This is a genomic window from Bradyrhizobium sp. U87765 SZCCT0048, from assembly GCF_018131225.1.
Taxonomy (GTDB): domain Bacteria; phylum Pseudomonadota; class Alphaproteobacteria; order Rhizobiales; family Xanthobacteraceae; genus Bradyrhizobium_A.
Genome location: NZ_JAFCMM010000005.1, coordinates 428,639 through 450,343 on the forward strand (window position 1 = coordinate 428,639; position 21,705 = coordinate 450,343).

The following is a 21,705-nucleotide window of genomic DNA, read 5'->3' on the forward strand; positions in this document are numbered from 1 at the left end:
TTCACTACTGTGCTCAGGATTGATTGTCTAATCTTATCTATCCCCCCGCCCCATATCCCGCCTGCTGGCCGTGCGCGGCAGGCGCGGCTCCCGCGCCGCCGCCGTCACCGCCTTCAGGCAACGGGAGATTCCATCATGACGGCATCACATGTGAGACGGCTCGGACGCGGCGGGCCCACGGTCTCGGCGCTCGGCCTCGGCTGCATGGGCATGAGCTGGGCCTATGGCCCCGCCGGCGACCCCGGCGAGATGATCGCGCTGATCCGCGAGGCGGTGGCGCGCGGCGTCACCCTGTTCGACACCGCCGAGGTCTATGGTCCGAAGATCAACGAGGAGCTGGTGGGCGAGGCGCTGGCGCCGCTGCGCGACGACGTCGTGATCGCCACCAAGTTCGGCTTCAGGCTCGATCCCGCCGGCGGTCCGTGGCCGATCGGCGTCGACAGCCGTCCCGCGCACATCAAGGAGGTCGCCGACGCGTCGCTGAAGCGGCTGCGCACCGATCGCATCGACCTGTTCTACCAGCACCGTGTCGATCCGGCGGTGCCGATCGAGGATGTCGCCGGCGCGGTGGCCGATCTTGTCCAGGCGGGCAAGGTCAAGCATTTCGGCCTGTCGGAGGCGAGCGCGGCGACCATCCGGCGTGCCCATGCGGTGCTGCCGGTGGCTGCGCTGCAGAGCGAGTATTCGCTGTGGTCGCGCGAGCCCGAGCACGAGGTGCTGCCGCTGCTGGAAGAGCTCGGCATCGGCTTCGTGGCATATAGTCCGCTTGGCCGCGGCTTCCTCGCCGGCACGTTCGATGGCGGCGCGGCGTTCGCGGCCGACGACTTTCGCGGCTCGCTGCCGCGCTTCCAGGCGCAGGCGCTGCAGACCAACCAGAGCGCGCTCGATCAGCTCAAGGCGATCGCCGCCGAGCACGATGCGACGCCGGCCCAGCTCGCGCTGGCGTGGCTGCTGGCGAAGAAGCCGTGGATCGTGCCGATCCCGGGCACGCGCCGCCGCACGCGCCTGATCGAGAACCTCGGCACGCTGGCGCTCGCGCTGACGCCGCAGACGCTGGCGGCGATCGAGGCGGCGGTGACGCCGGAGGGCATCGAAGGCCAGCGCTATGGCGAGCGCGAGCTGGGCCTGGTCAATCTCTGACAGGCCGGCGACTGCACGCGGGGCATGAGCGGTGACACGGTGCGGCGGCGCAGGGCCTGCGCCGCCGCGTCCCGTCAGGCGCCGGCCGTCTGCGGCACGGTCATGACCTCGATCTTGTTGCCGTCGGGGTCGCGAATGAAGGCGGCGTAGTAGGTCACGAGCGTCGCCTGCCGCGGGCCCGGCGCGCCGTCGTCGCGCCCGCCATGGGCAAGGGCGCGGGCATGGAATTCGTCCACCGCCTCGGCGCTGCGCGCCCGCAGGCAGATGTGGACGCCGGTGTCGTCGTCCACCGGCCGCATAGCCGGCCGGGCGTTGAGCCAGAACTCGGGATACTTCGTGCCGAAGCCGACGGTGGTCGGCCGCTCAGTGAGGCGGGTGAAGCCGAGCGGCGCCAGCACGGCCTCGTAGAACGCGGCGCTGGCGGCGAGATCGCGCACGGCGATCGAGATGTGGTCGATCATGGCCCCTCCGGAAACGGCATGCCGCGGCATGGTCCATCCAGCCGGGATGGACGGCGCATGATAGCGGGGCATGCGGGTGGCGACAGCCGGCAGGCTGGAGCAGACAGGCCGTTCGCCGGTTATTTTCATCCCGATCGGGATGATGGATCGCCGCCGGCGGAGGCTTCAGCGCCCGTCGACGGCCTCGGCCTGCGCCGCCTCCTTCAGCTTCTGCTTGGCTTCCGCCGCGGCCTTGGTCCATTCGGCGGTGAGGAAATCGATGAACGCCTCCCAGGCGTCCCAGCCGATCGCGGTGCCGAAGGCGAGCTTGACGAAATCCGTCAGCAACTCCTGGGCGTCCGGCCGCGTCGCCTCCTTGAGCAGTTTCTGGGCGTGGCGGATCCGCACCGGGTCCTCGTCCTTGATGGCGACCATCAGGCGATGCAGCGATTCCGAGGTGTAGAGCTTGAACTCGATGTCGGTCAGCTCCTTGCCCTTCCAGGCGATGTTGGCCAACGTCGCGCTGGTCCTGGCGGCGCTGAGCAGGCCCTTGGCGAGCGGCGCGAACACTTCCTTGGCCTCGGACTGCGCGACCTTCAGCGCGTCGGCCTCGAGCTGTTCGCTGACGCCGGCGATCTGCTTCTCCAGCGTCTTGAGGCGGGCCGGATCGCCGTTGACCAGCGACAGCTCGCCCTCGAGCTGCTTGAGCTCGCGCAGCTTGTCGCGCCAGAAGAACGACTCGTTGCGGTCGAAGCGCACGTTGATCCGTGCGTTGGGATACTTCTCCTGAAATTTCGCCTCCCACGCCTTCATCACCTGGTCCTTGCGGTCGAAGTGCTTGGCGCCGCCGTTGTCCGGGCTGGTCGAATAGTTGTCCATGCCGATCAGTTCGACCTCGGTAATCTTGCGGCCGGCCTTGGTGTAGCGCACGAACATCAGGTCGACATTGCGCTGGGCATTGATGCTCTCGCTGCCGACGATGACGGGATCGCCCGCCGCGGTGGTGCCGATCGGCTGGGCGATCCAGATCTCGGTGCCCTTGCTGGTCTTGAAGCCGTACTGGGCAATCTCCTCGCCAAGTCCCGTGGTCTGCATTTCCTTGGCCGCGCCGAGCGTGCTCAGCTTCTGCCACATCCCGACCTGGAACTGGTCGACGGTGAGGCCGGCCTTGGTCGCCAGATGCTTCTGCGCCAGCGCGTCGACTTCCATCATGGTTTCGAACGCACGCTCGGTGGCATTATCGCCCATGGTCCACTCCCTGACCTGTCCCGGTTCGGATCGGTTCGAGCGGCCGCAGCGGCCGGATGATCTCGACCCAGCTCTCCGCGACGACATGCCCGGCCGCGTCGACGGTGGTCTCCACCATCCACACGGCATGGTCCGCCGGCACGAAATTCTGCTGGGCGTCGAGGTAGACGGTGTGCGTGATCTGTCGTGGCATGGTCGGCCTCACAGCAGCTTGATGATCTCCTCGAGCTTCGCCTTCACGGCGGCGTCGAGCGGCTTGTCGTCGTAGTAGAGCTCGAAGCACACCGCGAATCCCTCGCCGGCGGTGTGGCCGGCATAGTCGTTGGGCATCTTGCCGCCCTTGGCCGCGGGCTTGCTGTTGGTGCCGTCGTTCCAGAACGCGTCCCACAGCGCCCGGCCGGTCTTGCCGTCGGCGTTGGTCTTGGCGGGATCGCCGAGCAGGCGCATCACGCGGTGGCCCATCTCGTGCTTGAGCAGCAGCATGAGCTCGGGCACGGACATCATGTCCTGCTTGTTGTTCCAGTCGTAGATGGTGATGACGTCCTGCTTGTCGTCGCCATCGCCCTCATAGACATAGGTGCCGCCGAGCTTCTTGTTCGGCTCGTAGGTCGGCGGCCGCGGCGGCTCCTTCGGGTCGAGCACGATCAGCGTGCCCCCCGTCGCCTTGCGGCCGAGCTTGAGCAGGATGGCGAGCGCGCGATACTGGCTGATGGTGAAGTCGTCGTCGGGATCGATCTGGATCTCGATGCCGTTGCCGAACGGCCAGCGATGCGTGCGTGGGCCGTCGCACAGCGTCTTGACCGCCTTGCGGGCCTTGTTGAAGGCGTCGTGCTTCTCCTTCACGTCGTTGCTGGCGGTCTCGATGCTGTCGGCGTTGCCGGAGGCGTCGGCGTCGATCAGCGCCTTGTACGCCTTGTTCAGTGCGATGATGGCGCTGGTCCAGACCAGCGCGGCCTCGTCGCAGGGATTCGTGGTGGTATCGCCGCCCATCGCCCGCCTCGCCAATCACTGGTCACAATCGCCGGTCTCAATCGCCGTTTTCGGCGGTTGCGGTTTCGCTCGTTGCCGTCGCCCGTGGTCGCTTCGCCCTTCGCCGTCCTTGCGCAGCCGTTTCGCGTGCTCAGCAGGTGCGCGGGCGCGGTAGAGTCGCGGATGCCGCAGTCGCACGCAGGCAACGACCTTTGGCGTCGCGCGCGTGTGACGGTCGCGTGACCCTGGTCGTCAGAACGGCGTGTCCTCTGCGAAAACGCGGAGCGTGCGGCTCCGAAAATCAATTCCGAATGAAATCACTGATCTGAAATATGAAAATGTGCCCGATCGATTGGCCGCGCCGTCGCGGCATCGCCGTGCGGCACGCACTCTAGCACATCGCCGCCGAGCGTGCATGTATCTTTGCGGATCGTGCGCGCGAAACGTCACGCGTCGCGGCTCACGGCGCGCGCGGCAGCGCCTTCAATGCGGCGAGCGTCTCGCGCAGGCCGCGATGCAGCGGCCGGTCGCGGCGGATGACGACGGCAAGCGTGCGCTGCAGTTTCGGCGACAGCGGCCGGATCACCAGCGATCGCGTCGCCGCGCTGCGCGCGCCGCCGTCGCGGCGCAGCGCCATGCCCGGCAGCACCGCGCAGCCGAGGCCCGCAGCGACCAGCTCCTTGATCGCCTCGACGCTGGCGAGCTGCATCACCGGGCGCAGGCTGACGCCGCTCGCCGCGAACCAGTCTTCCACCAGCCGCCGCGTGTTGCCGCCGGGCAGCAGCACCGGCAGCGCCGCCAGTGTCGCCGGCGTGACGCGTGCCGGCAGGGCCGTCTTCGGTGGCGCGATCACCATGAACGGATCGTCGAGCACCGGTGTCACGTCGAGGGCGCGGCCGGACGCCGGCAGGGCGACGAGGCCGATGTCGATGGCATTGTCCTCGACCGCCTTCACCACATCGCCGGCGTCGCCGGTGGTGACGGAGATGTCGAGGCCGGGCAGGCGGCGGCGCAGGTCGCGCAGCAGCGGCGGCAGCAGGAAAATGCAGGCGGTGGCGCCGGTGCCGAGCCGCACCCGGCCGAGCGCGCCGGTGGCGTGATGGGCCATCGCCTCGCAGGCGGCGGCGACCTCGGTCTCGATGCGCGCGGCGTGCGCCAGCAACTCCGCGCCCGCCGCGGTCGGCGTCGCGCGGCGGCCGACGCGTTCGATCAGCGTGACGCCGAGCCGCCGCTCCAGCGCGCGCACCTTGAGGCTCACTGCAGGCTGCGACAGCCCGGCGCGCTCTGCCGCGGCCGAGAAGCTGCCGAGCGCGACGACGTCGCGGAAGCTGCGAAGCTGGTCGAGGTTGAGGTCGGCGGCCGGAGCGGCGGGGCGGAGCGTGCGCATGCATAAGAATTTCTCATGCTGCGTATAATTTGGCAAAGCTTCATTTATGGCCGGGGTCGCGCCACAGTGGCGGCATGAACACGCCAACGCCCCCCGCCGCGCCGCACGCCGCCGTCACCGCCTCGTTGCCTGCAACGTTTCACCTCCGCGACGCCGTCGCGGCGGACATGGGGCAGGTCGCGGCGATCTACGCGTTTCACGTGCAACACAGCCTCGCCACCTTCGAGGAGACGCCGCCACCCGCCGCCGAGATGGCGCAGCGCCTCGCCGCCGTGCGCGCGCTCGGGCTGCCCTATCTCGTCGCCGAAACCGCCGACGGCATCGCCGGCTATGCCTATGCGTCGGCCTACCGGCCGCGCGCCGCCTACCGCTTCACGGTGGAGGATTCGGTCTATCTCGCCGACGGCCGCGGCGGGCAGGGGCTGGGGTCGGCGCTGCTGGCGGCGCTGATCGCGCGCTGCGAGGCGGGCCCGTGGCGGCAGATGATCGCAGTGATCGGCAACAGCGGCAACGCCGCCTCGCTGGCGCTGCACCGCCGCCATGGTTTTCGCGACGTCGGGACGCTGGCCGCGGTCGGCTTCAAGCTCGGCCGCTGGGTCGATACGGTGCTGATGGCGCGGGCGCTGGGCCCGGGCGATCGCGTCCTGCCGGACGCCGCCGGAGATGCACCGACGTGATCCCGCCCGTCACCGTCGTCTGCCTTGGCCTTGCGCAGCTGATCTCGTGGGGCACGTCGTACTATCTGATCGGCGGCTTCGGCGAGGCGATCGCCGCCGATCTCGGCATGTCGCGCGATCTCGCCTATGGCGGCTTCTCGGTGGCGCTGCTGGTGATGGGGCTGTGCTCGCCGCTGGCGGGGCGCCTGATCGACCGCCATGGCGGCCGCGCGGTGATGAACGCCGGTGCGCTGTTCAGCGCCGCCGGCTGCGTGATGCTGGCGCTGTGCCATGGCGTCGTCGTCTACCTCGCGGCCTGGATCTGCCTTGGCGTCGCGATGCGGCTGACGCTCTATGACGCGGCGTTCGCGGCGCTGGCGCGGCTCGGCGGCGTCGCCGCGCGGCGGGCGATGTCGCAGATCACGCTGCCAGGCGGGCTCGCCTCCACGGTGTTCTGGCCGCTCGGTCATCTCGTCGCCGACTACGCCACCTGGCGCGGCGCGGTGCTGGTCTATGCGGTGTTTGCGCTGCTGACCATTCCGCTGCATCTGTCGCTTCCTGCGGGCCGGCATGCGGCGGTCGTCGTGCCCGGCGCACCGCCGCCGTCCAAACCGCTGGCGCAGGGCGTGCGCGAGCGCCGTCTCGCCGGCGCGCTCTATGCGGCGATCGTGATGGGCACCAACGTCCTCAACGCGGCGATGTCGGCGCACATGATCGCGATCCTCGCCGGCCTTGGCCTTGCGGCGGCGACCGCGGTGTGGGTGGCGACGCTGCGCGGCATCGGCCAGTCGTCGGCACGTCTGATGGAGGTGCTGTTCGGCGCCGGGCTGCATCCGCTGGCGCTCAATCTTGTGGCCTGCGCGACGCTGCCGTTCGCCTTCGTCGCCGGGCTGTTCAGCGGCGAGGCCGGTCTCGCCGCGCTCGCCTTCGCCTTCGTCTATGGCGCCGCCAACGGCATCGTCACCATCACCCGCGGCACGCTGCCGCTCATGCTGTTCGATCCCGGCAGCTATGGCGCGCTGGTCGGCCGCCTGCTGGTGCCCGGCTTCATTGTCTCGGCCGCGGCGCCGCTCGCCTACGCCGCGGTGATCGGCCATTTCGGCGAGGCCGGCGCGCTGTGGCTGTCGGTCGCCGTCGCCGCCATCGTCGCCGCCGCCGCGGCCTGGCTGGTGGTCGCGTTTCGGCCGGCGCGGGCATGACCGCGATGCGGCGACCCTGAGCGGCGACATTTGCATTGCGCCCATGCAGGCAGTTGTGGTTTCCGGTGCGGCCGATCCCTTCTAGGTTCGTGACGGTTTTCGTTGGAGACCATGTGATTCATGCACTCCATTTCGTCCGGTCGCGCGCAGCTTGCGACCGAAGTCGTCGGCGGCGGCCGTGCCATCGTTTTTCTTCATGCCAATGTCTGCGACCGGCGGATGTGGCGGGACCAGTTGGACGGGATCGGCCCGGGCCACAAGGCCGTCGCCTATGACCGGCGCGGGTTCGGCGACACGCGCGCCGCGCCGGAGGATTTTTCCGCCCTCGCGGACCTCGTCGCCGTGCTGGACGCGACCGCGGATGGCCAGCCTGCCGTGCTCGTCGGCAGTTCTCTCGGCGGCCGCATTGCGCTCGATGCCGCCCTGCGGCACCCCGCGCGGGTGCGCGCCCTGGTCCTGATCGCGCCCAATGTGTCGGGGGCGCCCGATCCGGTTTATCCACCGGACGTCGCAGCCTTGATGGCGCAATCGCGGGCCATCGAGGCGTCCGGCGACCTCGACCGGGTGAACGCGATGAAGGCGCGCGTGCTGCTGGATGGTCCGCGGGCTCCCGAGGGGCGCGTCCCCGGCGCGGCGCGCGAGCTGTTCCTGGAGATGAACGGCAGGGCGCTGCGCGCGCCGCCGGTCGGCGCCGATGTCGACATCAAGCCGTTCTTCCATCGCCTCGGCGAGATCGCGGTGCCGACCCTCGTCGTCTGGGGCGATCTCGATTTTCCCCACGTCCAGCAGCGCTGCCGCGATGTCGTCGCGGCCGTGCCGGGCGCGGAGGGGCATGCCATGGCGGGCGTGGCGCATCTGCCGGGCCTGGAGCGCCCGGCGGAGATCACGGCCGTGATCGCCCGCTTCCTGGCGTCGGCAACCAACTAGGCGCGACGCGACAGGCTGGCGATGGGCTATGGCTGCCGGTCGCGCGATCGTCCAGGCAACGATGCCGCCATCGAATCCGCCGTCGCTGGTGATGGCCTCGCACTCGTCACGCGCGGATCCCGCGAGCGATTGGCCGGCGCCGAGATCGTCCCGCGTGGCGCTCGGCGCCGGTCGCGCGGCTCCCTCGCCGAAGCACGCCGCGCGACCGCGAGGCCATGGGCAAGACCGTGGCGACAATGTAGGATTCGGCCAAAAGATCGGACCGGGAGGAATTCATGAACGCCCCCTATGCGATGGAGGGGCTGGACCGGCTGCAGCTCGGCCATATCCGGCATTTCGACAACCTCTCGCGTCAGTTGCCCAATCAATGGCAGCTGATGAAAGGCAAGGGCTACGGGCAGGAGGATTTCGGCGGCTTCCGCTTTCAGCTCGCCTACATGGCCTATGCCCTGGCGCTGACCCACCGGCATCGGCTGCCGGCGGCTCCGGGGCTGTTCAAGCCGATCTTCGAGCGGTTGATCGACAAGATCCTGCTGCCGGAGGTGTGGATGTACTGGCGCGACGTCAGTCGCGGCGGCAGCATTTTCAACGCCCATCTGTCCGGCGACTATCAGGAGGAATGGAATCCGGTCGGCCGCGACAACATCATGTACAGCGCCTACGTCCAGTCGATGGCGCTGTTGTATCACTACCTCTTCGGCGACGATCGCTACGCACAATCCGGCGCGCTGACGTTCCGGTTCTGGTCCTATTTCTGGGGCGGCGAGGCGAAGAGTTTTGCGTACGACGAGAATTCGCTCAACGACCACATCTACTGGCAGATGGTGCAGTCCGGCTATCTCGGCGTTGCCTGCGAGCCGAACTGCATCTTCCAGATCTGCAATCAGCCGGCGATTCTCGGCTTCCGCATGCACGATCTGATCCATGGCGGATCGATTGCCGCGGAGGTGACGCGGAGCTACGAGCAGGCCTGGAAGGATTTCGGCCGCATCGGCGACAACGGGCACTATCACGTCATGCTGGCCCGGGACACCAGGGCGGTGCGCCAGAACATCGGCAAGGCCCCGTGGGTCGATGCATGGACGGGTGCGCTCCTCAACATGTGGAACCGTGATTTCGTCCACGCGCATTATCCCCGGCAGATCCGCGACCTCCTGAAGGCGGGCGCCGACGGCGCGCTGTCGATCAACGTGCCGGCGCGCCCTGAAGTCATGGGACAGCGCATCGTCACGGACGATTGCGATTTCGGCTGGGTCACCGCATGGGCGTCGGAAATGGGCGATGACGAAACGCTGCGCGGCCTGCTGGCGCACGCCGACCGCTACATGGCCCCGGCCTGGCTCGACGGCGGCTTGTATTACCCGCGCAACGATGGGGTCGAGAATGCGGACGGCATCCGGACGCTGGTCGAGCCGATGTCCGGCAACGTGCTCTTGGGATACGCGCGGCTCAATATTCCGGATGGGCTATGGCATCTGTACAACGAGCCCTGGGGGACGACGCATTTCGAGGAGCCGGCCATCGTCGCCATCGGGGCGGACATCGATCTCAGCCGCGCGGTCTTCGATCCGGCGCGCGGCAGGCTCGACTTCGCCATCGAGCGGCGGACGGATGTCGCTGGCGACGGCACGGTGCGGATCGCAAGGCTGCTGGGGCGCGGTCCGTGGGCGCTGAGCTGTGACGGAGCGAACATCGCGCAGGGTTCGGCAGCCGATGTGCAGATCGCGGGGGCGGTTGGCGTGGAGATCGAGGGCGATGACGTCCTCATTCACTGCCCGGAGGGCTTTGCCCATTCCTGCGTGATGACGTCCGCGGCCGCGGAGGCGCACCTCCGATGACACGCGTCGCGAACATGCCGCCGCCGGCGATCGGCGGCGCGTTCTCCCTGACCGATCATGATGGCCGCAGCGTTTCCAATGAAACGTATCGCGGCCGGCATGTGCTGATCTTCTTCGGCTTCACCCATTGCCGCGTGGTGTGTCCGCGCGCGCTCGCCAGGCTGTCCGCGGCACTGGATCGGCTCGGGCCGCTCGCCGACCGGATCCAGCCGCTTTATATCACCGTCGATCCGGAGCGCGACGCGCCGCATGTCATGCGCGCGTTCTTGCGATCATACCCCCGCTTTACCGGCCTGACCGGATCCCGTGCGCAGATCGATCAGGCCAAAACGGCCTTTCGTGTCTTTGCGGAGAGGGTGGATGATCCCGCCGGCGACGGATATGCGGTTCCGCACACCGCGATCGCCTATGTGTTGGACGGTGGCGGCGCATTTCGCTCCCACTTGACCGATGCGCTTTCGGCGGAAGAGATTGCGGTCCGTCTCGCGCAGCTTCTGGACGCTGACGGTGTGTCCCCGGGGGACGGCCCGATCAATCCCGCCTGACGCGGCCATGTCCGTCCGCCACCTCCCGGAGGCCGCAGGATGGCCACGAGAAATTTCGACACAATTGTGGTGTCGTCCTGGCGCGATGTGCCGGTGGCCAGATCCGCTCGCCATCGGGCTGCGCTGGCGTTGTCGCGTCCTGGAAGGTATAGTTTTTGAGCACTGGTCGGTCATGCGCATGTTCAGTTCCTCACGTTCCTCAGCTCTCGCCATCGCTCTTGCGGCGCTCTTCCTCGGCGGCACGGCGGCCCATGCCCAGACCGCGCCGCTGCGCTACTGGATTCCCGGCTGGCCGATCGGCTTCAGCGGGCTGATGCCGTCGGACAAGGGCGCCAACACCTACGGCAATTTCCCGAGCTTCGATTTCGGCAGCGCCGGCGGCGGGCTGTCCTACAGCCGGGTGAATTTCCCGACCGGCTTCTTCGCCGCCAGCGAGCGCGCGTCCTTGGGCTGGACCACCAGCGGCGCCGACCGCGGGCTGCTGCTCGGGCCGTTCAGCTCGTTCACCCACGACGCCGCCCTGGTCGGCTATGACCTGCAGGCCGAGCGCGGCGTGCCGCTGCAGTTCTATGCCGGCGTCAGCACGAGCCGGTTCCAGACCGGCGCGGGCGGCCCGTTCGCCGCCCTCGACCCGATGTCGGGCACGCTGCCGGTCTATACCGCGCGCGCCGGCGTCGCCTATCAACCGATGCCGAACCTCAATCTCTCGGTCGAGGTCGGCTACACCCAGCAGGGCGCGATCGAGAGCGACGGCAGCGCGCTGTCGGTGCTCGGCATGTCGCCGTCGGCGTTCGGCCCGCGGCGCTGAAACGTGGCCTGTGGCGAGGCCGCAGCAGCTTTTCATCCTGCCCTGGGCGCGCGCGTCCACAGCCAGTTCGACAGCGCAAGCGCCAGCGCCGCGCCGACAAGCTGGGCGGCGACGAACGCCGGCACGGCATGGGGAGCAATTCCGGCAAACGTATCGGACAACGATCGCGCGAGCGTGACCGCGGGATTGGCGAAGGATGTCGATGCGGTGAACCAGTATGCGGCGGTGATGTAGAGGCCGACGGCATACGGCACGGCTGACGGCGTGCGGGCCGCGACGCCGCGGATCGTCAGCATCAGGCCGAATGTTGCGACGGCTTCGGCAAGCCACTGTCCGGTCCCGGCGCGTTCCGTCCGGGACAGTTGCCAGATCGGAAGGTCGAACATGAGATGCGCCACCCAGACGCCGACAATGGCGCCTGCAAGCTGGGCGAGGACATAGATGGCCGTATCCGGCCGGCTCATCTCGCCGCGAACGGCGGATGCCAGCGTGACCGCTGGATTGAAATGGCCGCCGGAAACCGGCCCGAACAGCAGGATCAGGACAGGGAGGATCGCGCCGGTCGGCAGCGTATTGCACAACAGCGCCAGTGCGATGTTTCCGCCGGCCAGCTTCTGGGCCATGATTCCCGAGCCGACCACGGTGGCGAGCAGGAATGCCGTTCCCAGAAACTCGGCAAAGCCGCGTTTGGCGCGCTCGCCCATCAGCCGTTGCGCCCCAAGGAGACACGTTCGCCGTCTTCCTTGACGAACTCCCCCTGCTGCTCCGGCAGGAGCTGGAGGACGAGCTCCGAAGGACGGCAGAGCTTGACGCCCAGGGGCGTCACCACGATCGGCCGGTTGATCAGGATCGGGTGCGCCATCATGGCGTCGACAAGCTTCTCGTCGGGCAATGCCGGATCGTCGAGTCCGAGTTCGGCGTAGGGCGTTGCTTTTTCCCGGAGAAGCTCCCGCACCGATATGCCCATGCGCGCGATGAGCTGCAGCAGCAGCGCGCGCGCGGGCGGTGTCTTCAGGTATTCGATGACATGCGGCTCCAGACCGGCATTTCGGATCATTGCCAGTGTGTTGCGCGACGTGCCGCACTCGGGATTGTGATAGATGACGACGTCTGTCATCGCGGTCGCCTCAGCAGCAGGCCGAGGATGGTTTCGGCTCTGGACGCGGCGCGCAGCAGGCCGATCGCTCGTCATCGGCGGAAGGCTTGTCATCGGCAAAAGGCTTGTCATGGGCAGAAGGCCTGTCATGGGCAAGGCGCGCCTGGTTCTCACCGCTCCCGTCGCCATAGACAGTGCTTTCGCCGACGGTATGGAAGGTTTCCCAGGCGATGCCGGCCGGGTCATCGATCCATGATTTTTCCGATCTGGCGTAGCAGCATGTCGTCTGCCCCTGTTCGAGCACCGTGCCGCCGGCGCTGCGCAGACGGGCATAGATGTCGTGCAGTTCGTCGCTGCTTTCCGCCTGAATGCCGAGATGGTCGAGGCCGGGCGTCCGCCCGCGTGTCGAGATCGCAAAGTTCACGCGCGGGTCCTAGAGCATCCACTTCGCATAGTCGGATTTGATGACGGCGGGCTCGGCGGCAAACAGCGCCGAATAGAACCCGATCGATCTGGGAATATCGTCGACGGAAACATGGACGTGCAGGCGCTTCATGGCGGGTCCTCTCAGGCTGTGACGCTGGCGCGCTTGCGCGCCGGTTTGCAGGTCGGGGCGGGAGCGCATGGCGCTCCACCGCAACAGTTCTCGGTCAGAAAGCCGAGCAGTGCGTTCATGGTCTCGAATTGCGCCGTATAGATTTTCGAGCGGCCATCGCGCCTGACGGTCGCGAGGCCGGCAAGGCGCAGCCGGTCGAAATGAAACGTCAGCGTATTGGGAGGCAGATCCAGCGCCTGCGCGATCGCACCTGCCGTCATGCCTCCGGGGCCCGCCTGCACAAGCAGGCGAAAGACATCGAGGCGATTGTCCTGGGCAAGAGCGGCCAGCGCCGCGACCGCATCTGTCTTTTCCATATTTCAACGATTATCGAAATGAAGGGCTGTTGTCAAGATGCCAAGGCGCTGGGATCGCTCCGTGGCCGCCGAAACGTTCATCGACATCCGCGCGTTTCGCCGTGTTTCCATCGCCGGCAGCGAGGGGCCGGCGCGGGCGATCGCCTGGTGCTGGGGGCGTGGAATTCGTTGATCTGACGGCTGGGTACGGCTGTATGCTCATTGTCCAGCTTCGATCGGTGACGATCGCAGCTGCTGGCGGGGCGATGGCCGGTGCTGTTCATTTTCCGACACGCCATCCTGATATGTCATGACGATGGTCGATCGGCGTTGGTCCCGGCCGAAGTCGATTGGCGCGTTTGATGCATGAAAAGCCGCGGCGTCCAGTTCGACGGAAATACGACGTCTCGACGCGCCGAAGCATCCCGGACAAATCCTGAAATGCATTGAGGCCACAAGGGGCAGGTCGCAAATGGCTGAACTGGATGAGCAGAACCCGTCACCGGATCATGCGCGTCTCGCAGAAGTACTCAGTGCGCTTCTCGCCGCTGGACCCGACGAGAAGAAACGTCTGATCGAGGCCGAGCCCGATCTTCTCTTGGATCCCCTGGCGGAAGCCGCGTTGCGGGCCAATGCCGAAAGGCAGGGGCAGCCCGAGGCGAAGAGGTATTTTCTTGCTCATGCCAATATTCTCAGCGCTTGCCGCGAGCGCGGAGCGGCAACAGCATTCGCAGAGTTGCGAGCGCTTGCCGGCGCCACAAGAACGATCGAGGCGTTGAACGCCGAACTGCAGGTGCTGACATCCGAAGCCGAACATCGTCCGACCCGGGAAAACTTCGAACACCAGGTCGGGATCTGCGAGCGGATGCTGGACGTCGCGACTCCGGAGCGAGTTCCTGAAGCGTGGGCTGCGATCCAGGGGACACGAGGGCACGCGCTGGGAGGGCTGGGCACCCTGACACGGGACCCTGCGCGATTCGTGCAAGCGGAGGCAGCCTATCGCGAATCCCTGAAGATATTTACCCGTGAGCGCGCACCGACGGAATGGGCGACGACCCAGAACAATATCGGGACTATGCTGGCCATGCTCGGGGCGCTGACGGATGACCCGGTGCGGCTCGCGCAAGCGGAGATCGCCTATCGCGAGGCTCTGACAGAATTCACACGCGAGCGCGCGCCGGAACAGTGGCAGGCGATCCAGAACAAGCTCGGTACGTTGCTTGAGGCTCTCCGCGCGAGGACGGATGTGCCGGAAACGCCTGCACCGCCGTCTAACGATCAGAATCTCCTTCCCTTACCGGACCAGGAGCGCGTGGTCGCGCTCTTGAACGCGCTCATTGCGGCCGGGCGCGACGACAAGCGGATCTTGATCGAAACCGAGCAGGCGCTTCTGCTGCATCCTCTGGCAGAAGACATGTTGCGGGCCAACGCCGAACATGCCGCGTCCGGGAAACACGAGGAGGCGCGGCAACGCATTCTTGCCCATGCCGATCTTCTGGCCGCCTGCCGCGAACGCGGGATCGAGGCCGCGTTCGAAGAGTTTCACGCGCGCACCGGCTCCACCGTCGACATCATGGCTTTGAACGCCGAACTGCAGGCGCTGGTGGCCGAAGCCAAACGTCACCCGACCGGAGAGAATTTCGAACGCCAGATCGAACTCTGCGAGCAGATGTCGGAGATCGCGACCCGGGCAAGAGCGCCCGGAGCGTGGGCTGCCCTTCAGGGCATGCGCGGCGATGCGCTCGATGGGTTGGGTGATCTGACGAGCAGTCCGGCACGATACGAGCAGGCGGAAGCGGCTTATCGCGAAGCTCTGACGGAAATGCCCCGAGAACGCGAGCCGGCCGCCTGGGCGACGGCCCACAACAACCTCGGGCATGTTCTGGGAAAATTCGGTGAATTGACCGGTGACACGGCTCGGTTCGAGCAGGCGGAGGCGGCCTATCGCGAAGCCCTGAAGGAATTTACGCGTGAGCGCGAGCCGATGAAATGGGCGGAGATCCAGAACAGGATCGGTGTCGTGCTCGCGGTCCGTGGCGCGAGGACCGGTCAGCTCGGATGGCTCGAGGCGGCAGAGGCGGCCTGTCGCGAGGCTCTGCAGGAATTCACGCGCGAGCGCGAACCGATGTACTGGGCGCAGGTCCGGAACAATCTCGGCAGTGTGCTGAGGTCCATGGGGTTGCTGACGGGCGATCTGGCACGGCTCGCACAGGCTGAGGCTGCGTATTGCGACGCGCTGGAGGAACGTACGCGCGCGCGGGCGCCGAAGGAGTGGGCGACCACCCAGAACAACCTCGGCAACGTCCTCAAGGAAATCGGCTTGATGACAGGAGACCCGATACAGCTCGCACGGGCGGAAGCGGCCTATCGCCAGGCGCTGGACGAACGCACCAGTGAACGAGGGGGAGAGCGCTGGGCAACGCTGAACGATCTCGGGGATCTGTTGCAAAGGTTAGGCGGGCAAACGGGTGATCCGTCGCGGCTCGAGCTGGCGGAGGAAGCCTTTCGAGAAGCGTTGAAGGAGCGCACCCGCGAGCGAGCGCCGATGGATTGGGCGATGATCCAGAACAATCTCGGCAATGCATATTTTGTTCTCTGGCAACTGACCGACGACCCGGAGCGGCTGAGGCAGGCGGGGATGGCTTATCAGGACGCTTTGAGGGAGCGCACCCGCGAACGGACGCCGATGGAATGGGCGATGACCCAGACCAATCTTGGCAATGTGCTTCAGGACATCGGTGTTCTGACCGGTGACATCGCTCTGCTTGGACAGGCGGATGTGGTGTACCGCGAGGCGCTGGAAGAACGGACCCGCGAGCGGGCGCCGATGGACTGGGCGGCGACGCAGATCAATCTCGGAAATGTGCTTCGGCAACTCGGCAAACGATCCAGCGATCCGGAAGGCCTCGAACGGGCGGAGCTGGCGTACCGCGAGGCGCTGAAGGAGCGGACCCGCGAACGAGCGCCGATGGACTGGGCAGCGACCCAGGTCAATCTAGGCGGTGTGTTCGAGAGTCTCGGCACATTGACCGGCAATGCGGCAAGGTTCGAGCAGGCGGAAGCGGCCTATCGCGACGCGCTCGACGTGTATGCGGCGAGCGGCGATCTGAACACGCGCCAGGGCATCGCGGCAGCCCTGGCCTTGCTGCTCGTGCGCCTGAGCCGTCCTGACGATGCGATCGCCGTGATCGAGCCCGCGCTGGCGCTCAGCGATGCAGCGCTGATGGAGGCCTCACGCAGCCCTGCCGGGCGGGCTCGGGCGGTCGCGCAGGTCAGCGATCTCTACAGTCTGTTGAGCCTCTGCCGCTTGCGCCAGCCTGAGCCTGACGTGAGTGCCGCACTCATCGCCGCTGAGGCTGGCCGCACGCGGCTGCTGGCCGATGCGATGAACCAGTCCGCCGCGCGGCCGGAACAGCTCGACGATCCAGCGGCGCGCGAGTTGGTCGAGGCGGCGCGCGATCGTCGTCGCTTGCTCCGGATGCAGCTTGGCTTCGAGCCAGGCTCTGACACCATGCGCCGCGAACTCGAACCGGGAGAGCGCCAGCGTCTGCAGGCCGAACTGCAGAAGGCGAACGACGCTTATATCTCCCTTTGCCGGAAGCTCGGGCTTCTGCGCAGGCCCCAGCCCGCAACTGTAGCGGAAATCACCGCCGCCGTTCCTCCCGGTGGCGCCATCGTGCTGCCGGTTCTGACCCGGCGCGAGGCTTTTGCTTTTATTGTCGCGGACGGAGCCGCCGCGCCGGCTGTCGTCGCGTTGCCGCAGTTGAACCAGCAAGAGGTCAGTACGCATCTCGGCGGCGACAACGGCTGGTTCGGAGTTTACGACGATCACTTCCGTCAACATCGCGGCGAGGATCTCGCCGCCGCCGCCCGTTGGCGGACCCATGTGGTGGAAACGATGGCATGGCTCTGGGAGCGATTTCTGGCGCCGGTCGATGCTCATCTGCATGACGTTGCAAGACTGCAGTCCGATGCGCCGGTTGTTCTCCTGCCTTCGGGCCTGCTCGGTCTGCTGCCGTTGCATGCCGCGGGGCCAGGGCCGGATGGTCTGCATTTCGGCGATCGATGGATGGTGACCTACGCCCCGAGCGCTCGCACGCTGGCGGTCTGCCGGGATCGCACGCAGGAACGCGCAGGCCAGCCTGCCAGACTTCTTGCCGTGATCGATCCGGACGAAAGCCTGCCGGGGGCGCGTGCCGAAGCCGAGTTGCTCAGGCGACATCTCGTTCGTTCCGAGCCAGGGCCGGCGATCCTCGTCGGCAAGGAAGCGACGCTTTTCGCCGTGCTGGAGCAGCTGCCTGCGGCGAGCGTGTTTCATGTGTCGACCCATGGCCATCATCACGCACTACAGCCGGCGCTTTCCGGACTGAAGATGGCGGATGGAGAGCTGACGCTGGAGGATTTGCGTCACGCGCGCCTCGACAAGGCACGGCTCGTGTTTCTGTGCGCCTGCGAGAGCGGGCTGGCGGGCGTGTTCGATCTGCCGGAAGAGTTTATCGGCCTGCCCGTTGGCTTCGTGCAGGCGGGCGCGGCCTGTGTGATCGGAAGCCTGTGGCCCATCGAAGACGGTGCGAGCTTTCTGCTGGCCTCGCGCTTCTACAATGAATGGCTCGACGAGAAGGGCAACGAACGCACCAGGCCTGCCCATGCGATCCGTGCGGCGCTCGACTGGCTGCGGAACGTCACCTATGGCGAGCTGAAAGGCGCTTTTCCGGCGGGAACGGACGAGCAGGGCGCATTCCTGATGGTTGCCAACGATGCCCGGTCCATGAATGCGGCGGGCGATCCAGGCGCGCCGGCGCCTGTGTCCCCGGCTGTCGCAAGGTCAACGTCCGGCATTCGCCTTCCGCCGGGGTCTGACAATCGGCGTCCGTTCGAACATCCAGACTATTGGGCTGCGTTCACATGCTGGGGCGCCTGAAAGGGGAGGCGAGGCAGAACGTCTTTGATTCCACAGAACGTCTTTGACTTAACAGAACGTCCTGGATTTCGTTTGTCTCTGACGCGCTCAGCGCAGGTTCGTGTCGAAGAAGTCGCGCGCGAGGCGGATGGTCTCGTCGTGGATGGTGTCGCGGTCGACGCCGGTGGGATCGTTGCAGGCGGTGCGGAGAAAGAGGCGTCCCGTCGCGGTGCAGGCCGCGAAGAACACGAAGTGCCCGGCATCGCGAAACGTCGTGAGCGCGGCATGGGGGATTGCCCTGGCGAGCGCATCCGCGCCCGAGGCCGGCGGCGTGATGGCGTCGGCGCTGCCGATGGCGAGTGCGACGGGAATGGCGATCGCGCCAAGGCTTTCGGGGGTGAAGATCGGGCCCGGTCCCGGCGCCATGGCGAACACCGCGCGGATGCGCGGATCGCGATAGGAACGGCCGGCGTTGTCGTAGCGCTGCCGGAACGCGGGATCGGAGGCGAGGCGCGCGCGGCTCCGGTCACGCAGCTCCGCTGTTGCGCGCGTGGGCGTGCACAGCGCGTCGGCCGCAGGCGAGCGGCAGAACGCCAGCAGCCGTTCCGGATCGGCGATGCCGCCGGCGAGCAGGATCACGGTGTCGCCGCCATAGGAATGGCCGGCGGCGCCGATCCGCGCCGGATCGATCCGCGCACCGAGGGTGCCGTCGTCGCGCAGCGCATCGATGACCGCGGCGAGATCGACGGCGCGCAGCCACATCAGCGCATAACCCTCGACCGTTTCCGTCTCCAGCCCGTTGTTGCCGGGGTGGTTGACCGCCGCGACGATGAAGCCGTGCGCGGCGAGCGCGGTGCCGAGCCAGGCCAGGTCGGACGCGGTGCCGCCGAAGCCGTGCGACAGCACGATGAGCGGCCGTGGCGGCCCGGCCGCCGGCGCGGCATCGCGCGCGGCGCGGCCGGCATCGATGAACGGAAGCAGCGGTGGGCCGATCCATTGCGTCTCCTCGCGCGCATCGGCGGCGGCGGGGTACCAGACGGTCGTGCGCAGCGCGTGCAGCCCGGCGCCGCGCCAGTCGTAGGCGGCGGAGGGAACGAAATCGCGGCTGACGACGCCGACCTTGAACGCGGCCTCGTCGGCGCGGGCGAGGGACGCCGTGCCGAGAAGGAGCAGCAGCCACAGCATCTTCGCCCGGATGCCCGGTCGGGGGCGGGCGCGCGCGCATTCGCTGGTGATGGCATCGTGAACGCGCTTCGGCGTTTTGTCTGGACGCGACGGCGTCACCACGTCAACCGCCGCACGCTGCGCTCGAAAACGCCCTGGCGAGGAATCGCAACGCCGTGTCGGGTCACGCATCGTCGTTGTCGCCATCCACCGCACATGCGGCAAGAGGATAACAAGGGGGATGAGGCGGCAGGCGCCGCAACGTCAGGGGGAGCGCGTGGCGCAACGTGGCGCGCATGAACAGTGCGGCACGAGCGGCCGCCGCGATCGGGCAGGCGGGGCGCCTACCAGATCACGATCATCATGATCACCGCCAACGGCAGCACCGCGAGGCCGATATAGACCCAGCTCCGGTAGCCCTCCGCATCCTTCGGCAGGATGAACAGATGGACGAAGAACCAGGCGCACACCGCGAAGCCGATCAGCAGGCGGATGAGATCCGCCGGCGTATCGTACACCGACAGCAGCGTCTCGTTCTGCGGGCTGGCGACCCGCGCGGTGGCGACGATGAGAACGGCGATGAACAGGGTGCGAAACACCAGTCCCGCGATCCTGATGCCGATCGGCGTCTGGGTGCCGGCGGCCTGTTTGACCGGCGTGGTGTCCGGCTTGGTATTGACTTGCATGGCGTCGCTTCCGCTTCAGCCTGTGCGTCAAGCAGCGAGACCCGCGTTTGTCGTAAGCCCGAGTGCGAATCTCAAAGCCAACAATACAAGCAACTGGTGAAAAAGTTACCGCGCGTTGGGCAGGGCAGCAATGTCAGTTTCGCGTCAGTTTGTGCCCGAAAGGGCAGCACTGCTGGCTTGTCTTGCCGGTGGGCGCGGTCGACTGGCGACATCCGGCGGGAGCGGCGGGCGGCCCGGGGCGATGGCCGGGCAGGGCGCGCGGCGCGCGGACGGCACCGGGACGACGGGCCCGATGATCGATTTATGTACGGTACCGTACATTCACAAGATGAGGCGCCCGCGCGCATTCGGGCGCGCGGGCTGCCGCACCGGCCGTTCTGGAATTGGTCTAATCGCGCCCGGCCGGCGCCCTCAGCGCGGCGGCGGCGCCAGCGCCATGGCGAGGTCGATGACACGCCGCCGGTCGTCGGCCGACTGGATCCTGATGAACGCCTGCACGAGCTCAAGACTCTCCCCGGTGATGGCCGGACGCGCCGCCGGCAGCTCGCCGGATCCGCCATCAATCACTGTCAGTGACGCTTTTACGGAATCATCACCCATCACGCCCAACCCATGGTGATCCAAATGTCTGGGAATACGATCGCAATTGCCCCCGGGGATGCATGATCGATGCCGCCGGAGCCACGGCTTGCGAAGCTGGTCCTCCCCGACCGCTCCAGCGCACCGTAGGATTGAAATCTTGCAGCAAACGGGCCGAATACAAGCCCCTATTGCTGGTAACCGTATTCCCGCACCGGCGGTCCCTCGGCCATGCCGGCAGTTGCCCAATGGTGTCCAGTGTGTACGGTTGTTGACATAAGTTTTTATCGGCAGAACACTGCTCCTCAAACCGTAGCAGGCGCGTTCGCCCTCAAAAAATGCGGCGGAACTGCGGGTCTTCGCTTCCGGGTCGATTGGGCGCCTATGAACGGTTTCGGGCCGACATGAGATTGTCGCCACTCTAGATTGACAGGTCCCACAATCGCGCACCGCAGCTGCGCGTCTCATCAGCCTCGGGTGCAAGGCCCGCTCGATCGGACGAGGATCGACGTGAATTCGCCATCGTTGAGCCCCGTCGACAACAGGTTGCTCGCAGCGCTCCCCCGGGCGGACTTCGGCCTTCTGCAGCCGCATCTCAGCCTGCAGGTGCTCGATCAGGGCACGCGGCTGCTGGATGCCGGCGACGAGGTCGACGCGGTGTACTTTCCCCTCAACGGCATGCTGTCGCTGCTGGTGGTGATGCAGGACGGCCGCGCCATCGAAACCGCGACCGTCGGCCGCGAGGGTGTCGTCGGCGCCATGGCCGGGCTCGGGCTCTACGTCTCGCGGGTCAAAGTTGTCGTACAATTGCCGACAGTGATCGCGCGCGTCGCCGCGTCGCAGTTCCGCAAGGTGGTCGCGGCCAGCCCGGCGCTGCGCGACGTTTGCGTCCACTTCAACGAGGCGCTGCTGGCCCAGGCGCGCATCACTGCCGCCTGCAACGCGCTGCATCAGGTCGATGCGCGGTTCTGCCGCTGGCTGCTGCAGACCGTGGACCGCGCCGAGAGCGACACGCTGGCGCTGACCCAGGAACTGCTGTCGCAGATGCTGGGCGTGCGGCGCACCTCGGTCACCGAGGTCGCCGGCCGCTTCCAGGCGGAGGGGCTGATCAGCTACTCGCGCGGCGTCATCCGGATCCTCGACCGGCCGGCGCTCGAGGCGCGTAGCTGCGAGTGCTACGAGACCATGAAGCACGAGCTGAAGCCGCCGCGCCGCGGCTGACATTCGAACGC

The 21,705-nt window shown here is 67.2% G+C and carries 22 protein-coding genes; 9 read left to right on the forward strand and 13 right to left on the reverse strand.

The genetic code is table 11. The annotated features are described in order from the left end of the window. Positions 1 to 135 precede the first annotated feature (135 nt). Complete coding sequence (locus JQ639_RS28630) at positions 136 to 1,140, forward strand: aldo/keto reductase (RefSeq protein WP_211962771.1); 1,005 nt, start codon at positions 136 to 138, stop codon at positions 1,138 to 1,140. A 74-nt stretch (positions 1,141 to 1,214) separates the two neighbouring features. Here the strand turns inward: JQ639_RS28630 and JQ639_RS28635 are convergent, their stop codons facing one another. The 5 genes from JQ639_RS28635 to JQ639_RS28655 form a co-directional block, all read right to left on the reverse strand. Then, complete coding sequence (locus tag JQ639_RS28635; RefSeq protein ID WP_211962772.1) at positions 1,215 to 1,601, reverse strand: VOC family protein; 387 nt, start codon at positions 1,599 to 1,601, stop codon at positions 1,215 to 1,217. Between the two features lie 165 nt (positions 1,602 to 1,766). Beyond that, the gene (locus tag JQ639_RS28640; protein WP_211962773.1) at positions 1,767 to 2,828 is read right to left on the reverse strand and encodes a hypothetical protein; all 1,062 of its coding nucleotides are present in this window, start codon (positions 2,826 to 2,828) and stop codon (positions 1,767 to 1,769) included. Next, positions 2,818 to 3,021 carry a hypothetical protein gene (locus JQ639_RS28645; protein ID WP_211962774.1) on the reverse strand — a complete coding sequence of 68 codons (204 nt, stop codon included), beginning with the start codon at positions 3,019 to 3,021 and terminating at the stop codon, positions 2,818 to 2,820. The genes JQ639_RS28640 and JQ639_RS28645 overlap by 11 nt, the downstream gene beginning before the upstream one ends. Positions 3,022 to 3,029: 8 nt before the next feature. Continuing rightward, the gene (locus tag JQ639_RS28650; protein WP_211962775.1) at positions 3,030 to 3,818 is read right to left on the reverse strand and encodes a hypothetical protein; all 789 of its coding nucleotides are present in this window, start codon (positions 3,816 to 3,818) and stop codon (positions 3,030 to 3,032) included. Between the two features lie 439 nt (positions 3,819 to 4,257). Beyond that, entirely contained in the window at positions 4,258 to 5,184 is a 927-nt protein-coding gene (locus JQ639_RS28655) for a LysR family transcriptional regulator (protein ID WP_211962776.1), read from the reverse strand. 74 nt (positions 5,185 to 5,258) lie between these two features. Between JQ639_RS28655 and JQ639_RS28660 the strand changes: the two genes are divergently transcribed. The 6 genes from JQ639_RS28660 to JQ639_RS28685 all read left to right on the forward strand — a co-directional run bounded on the left by JQ639_RS28660 (position 5,259) and on the right by JQ639_RS28685 (position 11,157). Beyond that, positions 5,259 to 5,861, forward strand: coding sequence for a GNAT family N-acetyltransferase (locus JQ639_RS28660; protein ID WP_211962778.1), 603 nt, complete (start codon positions 5,259 to 5,261; stop codon positions 5,859 to 5,861). Continuing rightward, on the forward strand, positions 5,858 to 7,039 hold the full coding sequence (locus JQ639_RS28665; protein ID WP_211962779.1) for an MFS transporter: 1,182 nt from the start codon (positions 5,858 to 5,860) through the stop codon (positions 7,037 to 7,039). Before JQ639_RS28660 ends, JQ639_RS28665 begins: the two co-directional genes overlap by 4 nt. A 120-nt stretch (positions 7,040 to 7,159) precedes the next feature. Continuing rightward, positions 7,160 to 7,966, forward strand: a complete 807-nt coding sequence (locus JQ639_RS28670) for an alpha/beta fold hydrolase (RefSeq protein ID WP_211962780.1) — start codon at positions 7,160 to 7,162, stop codon at positions 7,964 to 7,966. Positions 7,967 to 8,241: 275 nt separating this feature from the next. Continuing rightward, positions 8,242 to 9,804 carry a linalool dehydratase/isomerase domain-containing protein gene (locus tag JQ639_RS28675; protein WP_211962781.1) on the forward strand — a complete coding sequence of 521 codons (1,563 nt, stop codon included), beginning with the start codon at positions 8,242 to 8,244 and terminating at the stop codon, positions 9,802 to 9,804. After that, on the forward strand, positions 9,801 to 10,349 hold the full coding sequence (locus JQ639_RS28680; protein WP_249122835.1) for an SCO family protein: 549 nt from the start codon (positions 9,801 to 9,803) through the stop codon (positions 10,347 to 10,349). The genes JQ639_RS28675 and JQ639_RS28680 overlap by 4 nt, the downstream gene beginning before the upstream one ends. Before the next feature lie 178 nt (positions 10,350 to 10,527). After that, a complete protein-coding gene (locus tag JQ639_RS28685) occupies positions 10,528 to 11,157 on the forward strand; it encodes a hypothetical protein (RefSeq protein ID WP_211962782.1) in 630 nt (209 codons plus the stop codon). A gap of 32 nt (positions 11,158 to 11,189) precedes the next feature. On the opposite strand, the gene JQ639_RS28690 is transcribed toward JQ639_RS28685, so the two are convergent. The 5 genes from JQ639_RS28690 to JQ639_RS28705 are packed head-to-tail and all read right to left on the reverse strand — an operon-like array spanning position 11,190 to position 13,165. Further along, the gene (locus JQ639_RS28690) at positions 11,190 to 11,861 is read right to left on the reverse strand and encodes an aquaporin (protein WP_211962783.1); all 672 of its coding nucleotides are present in this window, start codon (positions 11,859 to 11,861) and stop codon (positions 11,190 to 11,192) included. After that, a complete protein-coding gene (gene arsC, locus JQ639_RS28695) occupies positions 11,861 to 12,274 on the reverse strand; it encodes an arsenate reductase (glutaredoxin) (protein ID WP_211962784.1) in 414 nt (137 codons plus the stop codon). The genes JQ639_RS28690 and arsC overlap by 1 nt, the downstream gene beginning before the upstream one ends. 10 nt (positions 12,275 to 12,284) lie before the next feature. Continuing rightward, positions 12,285 to 12,677 (reverse strand): VOC family protein, encoded by a 393-nt coding sequence (locus JQ639_RS28700; protein WP_502748181.1) that lies wholly within the window; start codon positions 12,675 to 12,677, stop codon positions 12,285 to 12,287. Positions 12,678 to 12,686: 9 nt separating this feature from the next. Then, positions 12,687 to 12,809 (reverse strand): hypothetical protein, encoded by a 123-nt coding sequence (locus JQ639_RS35850; RefSeq protein ID WP_502748182.1) that lies wholly within the window; start codon positions 12,807 to 12,809, stop codon positions 12,687 to 12,689. Positions 12,810 to 12,820: 11 nt separating this feature from the next. Beyond that, the gene (locus JQ639_RS28705; RefSeq protein WP_211962785.1) at positions 12,821 to 13,165 is read right to left on the reverse strand and encodes an ArsR/SmtB family transcription factor; all 345 of its coding nucleotides are present in this window, start codon (positions 13,163 to 13,165) and stop codon (positions 12,821 to 12,823) included. A gap of 451 nt (positions 13,166 to 13,616) precedes the next feature. On the opposite strand from JQ639_RS28705, the gene JQ639_RS28710 reads away from it, so the two are divergent. Continuing rightward, positions 13,617 to 18,065, forward strand: coding sequence for a CHAT domain-containing protein (locus JQ639_RS28710; RefSeq protein WP_211962787.1), 4,449 nt, complete (start codon positions 13,617 to 13,619; stop codon positions 18,063 to 18,065). Positions 18,066 to 18,152: 87 nt separating this feature from the next. On the opposite strand, the gene JQ639_RS28715 is transcribed toward JQ639_RS28710, so the two are convergent. The 3 genes from JQ639_RS28715 to JQ639_RS28725 all read right to left on the reverse strand — a co-directional run bounded on the left by JQ639_RS28715 (position 18,153) and on the right by JQ639_RS28725 (position 20,503). Further along, positions 18,153 to 19,229, reverse strand: a complete 1,077-nt coding sequence (locus tag JQ639_RS28715; RefSeq protein ID WP_211962789.1) for an alpha/beta hydrolase family protein — start codon at positions 19,227 to 19,229, stop codon at positions 18,153 to 18,155. Between the two features lie 323 nt (positions 19,230 to 19,552). Beyond that, on the reverse strand, positions 19,553 to 19,894 hold the full coding sequence (locus tag JQ639_RS28720; RefSeq protein ID WP_211962791.1) for a hypothetical protein: 342 nt from the start codon (positions 19,892 to 19,894) through the stop codon (positions 19,553 to 19,555). 411 nt (positions 19,895 to 20,305) lie between these two features. Next, on the reverse strand, positions 20,306 to 20,503 hold the full coding sequence (locus JQ639_RS28725; protein WP_211962793.1) for a hypothetical protein: 198 nt from the start codon (positions 20,501 to 20,503) through the stop codon (positions 20,306 to 20,308). A gap of 480 nt (positions 20,504 to 20,983) precedes the next feature. On the opposite strand from JQ639_RS28725, the gene JQ639_RS28730 reads away from it, so the two are divergent. Then, the gene (locus tag JQ639_RS28730) at positions 20,984 to 21,694 is read left to right on the forward strand and encodes a Crp/Fnr family transcriptional regulator (protein ID WP_211962795.1); all 711 of its coding nucleotides are present in this window, start codon (positions 20,984 to 20,986) and stop codon (positions 21,692 to 21,694) included. The last annotated feature ends 11 nt before the right edge of the window (positions 21,695 to 21,705 follow it).

What these genes read in the sequence shown, in the direction of transcription:
- JQ639_RS28630 (WP_211962771.1), top strand. Translation starts at nt 136, where the DNA reads ATGACGGCATCACATGTGAGACGGCTCGGACGCGGCGGGCCCACGGTC.
- JQ639_RS28635 (WP_211962772.1), bottom strand. Translation starts at nt 1,601, where the DNA reads ATGATCGACCACATCTCGATCGCCGTGCGCGATCTCGCCGCCAGCGCC.
- JQ639_RS28640 (WP_211962773.1), bottom strand. Translation starts at nt 2,828, where the DNA reads ATGGGCGATAATGCCACCGAGCGTGCGTTCGAAACCATGATGGAAGTC.
- JQ639_RS28645 (WP_211962774.1), bottom strand. Translation starts at nt 3,021, where the DNA reads ATGCCACGACAGATCACGCACACCGTCTACCTCGACGCCCAGCAGAAT.
- JQ639_RS28650 (WP_211962775.1), bottom strand. Translation starts at nt 3,818, where the DNA reads ATGGGCGGCGATACCACCACGAATCCCTGCGACGAGGCCGCGCTGGTC.
- JQ639_RS28655 (WP_211962776.1), bottom strand. Translation starts at nt 5,184, where the DNA reads ATGCGCACGCTCCGCCCCGCCGCTCCGGCCGCCGACCTCAACCTCGAC.
- JQ639_RS28660 (WP_211962778.1), top strand. Translation starts at nt 5,259, where the DNA reads ATGAACACGCCAACGCCCCCCGCCGCGCCGCACGCCGCCGTCACCGCC.
- JQ639_RS28670 (WP_211962780.1), top strand. Translation starts at nt 7,160, where the DNA reads ATGCACTCCATTTCGTCCGGTCGCGCGCAGCTTGCGACCGAAGTCGTC.
- JQ639_RS28675 (WP_211962781.1), top strand. Translation starts at nt 8,242, where the DNA reads ATGAACGCCCCCTATGCGATGGAGGGGCTGGACCGGCTGCAGCTCGGC.
- JQ639_RS28680 (WP_249122835.1), top strand. Translation starts at nt 9,801, where the DNA reads ATGACACGCGTCGCGAACATGCCGCCGCCGGCGATCGGCGGCGCGTTC.
- JQ639_RS28685 (WP_211962782.1), top strand. Translation starts at nt 10,528, where the DNA reads ATGTTCAGTTCCTCACGTTCCTCAGCTCTCGCCATCGCTCTTGCGGCG.
- JQ639_RS28690 (WP_211962783.1), bottom strand. Translation starts at nt 11,861, where the DNA reads ATGGGCGAGCGCGCCAAACGCGGCTTTGCCGAGTTTCTGGGAACGGCA.
- arsC (WP_211962784.1), bottom strand. Translation starts at nt 12,274, where the DNA reads ATGACAGACGTCGTCATCTATCACAATCCCGAGTGCGGCACGTCGCGC.
- JQ639_RS35850 (WP_502748182.1), bottom strand. Translation starts at nt 12,809, where the DNA reads ATGAAGCGCCTGCACGTCCATGTTTCCGTCGACGATATTCCCAGATCG.
- JQ639_RS28705 (WP_211962785.1), bottom strand. Translation starts at nt 13,165, where the DNA reads ATGGAAAAGACAGATGCGGTCGCGGCGCTGGCCGCTCTTGCCCAGGAC.
- JQ639_RS28710 (WP_211962787.1), top strand. Translation starts at nt 13,617, where the DNA reads ATGGCTGAACTGGATGAGCAGAACCCGTCACCGGATCATGCGCGTCTC.
- JQ639_RS28715 (WP_211962789.1), bottom strand. Translation starts at nt 19,229, where the DNA reads ATGCTGTGGCTGCTGCTCCTTCTCGGCACGGCGTCCCTCGCCCGCGCC.
- JQ639_RS28720 (WP_211962791.1), bottom strand. Translation starts at nt 19,894, where the DNA reads ATGCAAGTCAATACCAAGCCGGACACCACGCCGGTCAAACAGGCCGCC.